The sequence below is a fragment of the Gammaproteobacteria bacterium genome (genome assembly GCA_003696665.1).
GTDB lineage: Bacteria > Pseudomonadota > Gammaproteobacteria > Enterobacterales.
The window spans coordinates 1-3,337 of record RFGJ01000125.1 but is presented as its reverse complement, the minus strand read 5'-3'; the positions used below and the strand labels follow the sequence as shown (position 1 = coordinate 3,337).

The following is a 3,337-nucleotide window of genomic DNA, read 5'->3' as shown; positions in this document are numbered from 1 at the left end:
CTTCGTGCACGACGCTCTATGACTTGGGAAATGCTACAGACTGATCGCCGTTATCAAGCCACACGCGCACTATTGAGAAGTTGTGAACAAAACTAAAAGAATATAGCAAAACAGGAAGCTACTATGAACTGGATGACACTTCAGGAATTTCTATTCAACCCAACAGGCTACTGGGGATGGAGTATCCGATTGTTCCTTGTGCTGCTGTTGACAGCGAGCGTCGTTTTTATTTGGCGACGTCTGCACAGACGTATCGGGCTTGGGGTCACAAAAAGTCAGAACAAATGGGATGATATCCTTTGGAAAGCGTTAGGGGATCCGGTCGCGTGGGGCATATGGCTTGTTGGCATCTCTGTGGCCGTCACAATTGTGCGAGGGGATTTGGCGCCGCATTGGCTAAGCACGTTTGGACATTTACGTGACGCCACCGTGGTGGTGCTTATCGCTTGGTTTGCCATTAGAATTGTTCAGGGACTGGAAAATCACTGGTTGTCGGCGAGTGAGCGTGGCCCAGACAGCCGCATCGACGCGACCACAGCGCACGCAATTGGTAAGCTGCTCCGTGCCACTGTGCTCATCACAGCAGGCATCATGCTGTTGCAGAGTTTTAATATTAATGTATCTGCTGTGCTCGCGTTCGGTGGACTTGGTGGTTTGGCCGTTGGTATGGCGGCGAAGGATCTGCTGGCCAATTTCTTTGGCGGCTTAACGGTCTACCTTGATCGCCCTTTTCAGGTGGGCGACTGGATTCGTTCGCCGGATAGGCAAATTGAGGGCACGGTCGAATATATTGGTTGGCGACATACTCGTATACGCACGTTTGATAAGCGGCCTTTGTATGTGCCGAACGCCACTTTCTCGCAGATTGCTGTCGAGAACCCATCGCGCATGACGCACAGAAGGATTTATGAAACGATTGGGCTTCGTTATCAAGATGCCCGTCAAGTCAGGGCGATCGTGACTGCCGTGAAGGACTACTTAGCTCAGCATGAGGACTTGGATACAACGCAAACGATCATTGTGAACTTCAATCGCTTCTCCGAGAGTTCGTTGGACTTTTTTATCTACTGCTTCACGAAGACGACGGATTGGGTGACCTACCATAAGGTGAAGGAACGCGTCCTCCTTGATATTCTTGATATTATTCATGCGCATGGCGCGGATGTCGCATTCCCCACAAGAACCCTGTATTTGGAAAATAACAAAACTGGCTAGTCACGTTACCATTTCTTCTTCGTGCCAAACAGAGGATCGTCTTCTTCGTTGGTGGGGGAGACTTCCTCTTTCTGTTTGGCCTCGATTTCCTTGATGAGTTGCTCGAGGCGGTGAGTGATGTCGTCGAGGTGTTTTCTTCGTTCAGCAATAAAGTCATCACCGAGTTTTTCATAGGCGGCGACACGTTCCGCCAAGAAACCAAGGTGGGTTTTACACGTCGCAACGGCCTGTTTCTCCAACGCACGTTCCGCGAGTTTAATGGCACCATCAATTTCAATCCTAGCAACCTCGCGCACCAGCCATGCGTGCCAGGCACGGTACTGTTCATCTGGCAGATAAGCTGATTGGGCCAGCTGGCGTAGGTGCTTGTCGAGTTTTCTCAAACGATTGCTGATGGCGACAATCTTCTGTTCATCGGACGGGACTGGATTCTTTGGCTTTTGGGACGGTTTATAGCTTTCCTTCCTAAGCACAATTTTGTCAATTTCGGCATCAATGTTTGGGTATTGCGGCCAAAATTCTTTGGCTTTCTTGTAGTGCGTTTCAACTAAGTTGAACAAATACTTCATGATGTCGCTTGGCACCACGACGCCCCGCAGCAGGTCAAGCACCTTAGCTGTATTTAGGCCCTGATAAAAATGGGTGGTGGCTTTTTGTCGTTTTTCAGCCAAAATTTGAGCACGCTTTTGCAGATAGCCCGACACTAAGAGGCTGATGATGAGGATGGTAATGCCACTAAGGATAATAACAGTGAGATTCATGGCGTTATACTGTTGAATTCTTCTGGCTTCAGTTTACTCATTGTGATGCGAAAAGAAAAACAAAATTACGGCAACCAAATCTCAAATCGGCCTCCTCCGAGCGATGCCTCGTTCGATAATCGAATGAAGCCTCGGTGCTGGTTATTCTGATGTAGGCGGGCGACAGTGTCTGCAAAATATAATCCCAGCCCGGTCGAACCCGTGCGCGATGAAATTCGCCTGATGTACTGCGCACTGTTTTCGATCATCGCTTGCGGATAACCTCGACCGTCATCTTCGATAGCAAGACACAGATATGAGTGTCCAGCATTTTCGACTGTCTGGGCATCCACCGCGACCTTTTGGTCACAGTAACGCACGCTGTTACCAATAATATTGGTCAAACAGATTTCTATCAGTGACGAATCGCAATTCCATACGAGTTCTTCAGGAGTCTGGTTTAGAATACTTAACTGTTTGAGCCGAGCTATATTTTGGAATCCGGCGATAGTGTCTTCAGCAAGCTCGAAAACATCGGTTGGCATGACTGTGATGCCAAGATTTTCATTGTCCATTTTGTAGAGCGTCAAGAGTTGCATGAGTGAGACATTGATTCGTGCGGCCTCATACTGCAAAACAGCCACCATGTGCCGATCTTCTTCATTGTCGTTGTCCATACGTTCGGTAAAGTTTTCAAGTTCCCCCAGAACACCGCTTAACGCATTCTTAATGTCATGTACGGTCGACGCAATGAACAGTGGGAAGATCTCTTTTTCTTCAGTTTTTGAGTGCATTGCTAAACCTCTCATACTCAGCTTTTTGCATTGGAGTCAATCGGTCCGGTCGTGTGATTCTTAGAATATCTTTGGCCATGGCTCGGTAGACGGGGTCGCTTCGTAGTGTAGGCGAATGGAGTATGGTGCTGATGGCTTTCATCTTATATTCTTCATTATTTGGATCGAGCCAAAAGGCTTCCGAATATTTCTCCAAAGCGTCGCTTGGATTGATATCGGCAAGCTTGTCACCTTCTAAGCTTTTTTCTACCGCCTTGATTTGAGAAATTGAGGAGCGCGTTGAGAGAGTTTGATTATTTTCCTCAATTTGCTGGAGCAAGGTCTTGATGTCTTCAATTCGTTCCGCCAGCGTATCGTATGCCCCAAGTTTATCTAACATATCGCGCATGTATTTTAAATCGTGCTCCGCGATCTTTTCACGAACTCGGAGCAAGGTATGTTTAGTGCGGCGCAAAAATCGTTCGGTATCTGAAAGAAGATCCGCTTCAGCCAGCAATCGCGCCACGGCCAATTGGTTGGCGGCCAACGCAACAGGATCGTCTTTGTATTTTTCTTCACACTTTTTGTACATTGTGATTGCGGAGCCAG

The 3,337-nt window shown here is 47.9% G+C and carries 4 protein-coding genes; 1 reads left to right on the top strand and 3 read right to left on the bottom strand.

The genetic code is table 11. The annotated features are described in order from the left end of the window. Positions 1-123: 123 nt before the first annotated feature. Positions 124-1,215: a mechanosensitive ion channel family protein gene (locus tag D6694_03915; protein RMH46059.1), complete on the top strand. Its 1,092-nt coding sequence runs from the start codon at positions 124-126 to the stop codon at positions 1,213-1,215. Between the two features lie 5 nt (positions 1,216-1,220). Here D6694_03915 and D6694_03910 read toward each other — a convergent pair whose 3' ends face one another. From D6694_03910 to D6694_03900, 3 genes are all read right to left on the bottom strand, one after another. Beyond that, entirely contained in the window at positions 1,221-1,976 is a 756-nt protein-coding gene (locus D6694_03910; GenBank protein ID RMH46058.1) for a hypothetical protein, read from the bottom strand. Positions 1,977-2,041: 65 nt separating this feature from the next. Further along, a complete protein-coding gene (locus D6694_03905) occupies positions 2,042-2,764 on the bottom strand; it encodes a sensor histidine kinase (GenBank protein ID RMH46057.1) in 723 nt (240 codons plus the stop codon). Continuing rightward, positions 2,733-3,337 (bottom strand): hypothetical protein (locus D6694_03900; protein RMH46056.1); only part of this gene is annotated, 605 nt, incomplete at its 5' end. The genes D6694_03905 and D6694_03900, both read right to left, overlap by 32 nt.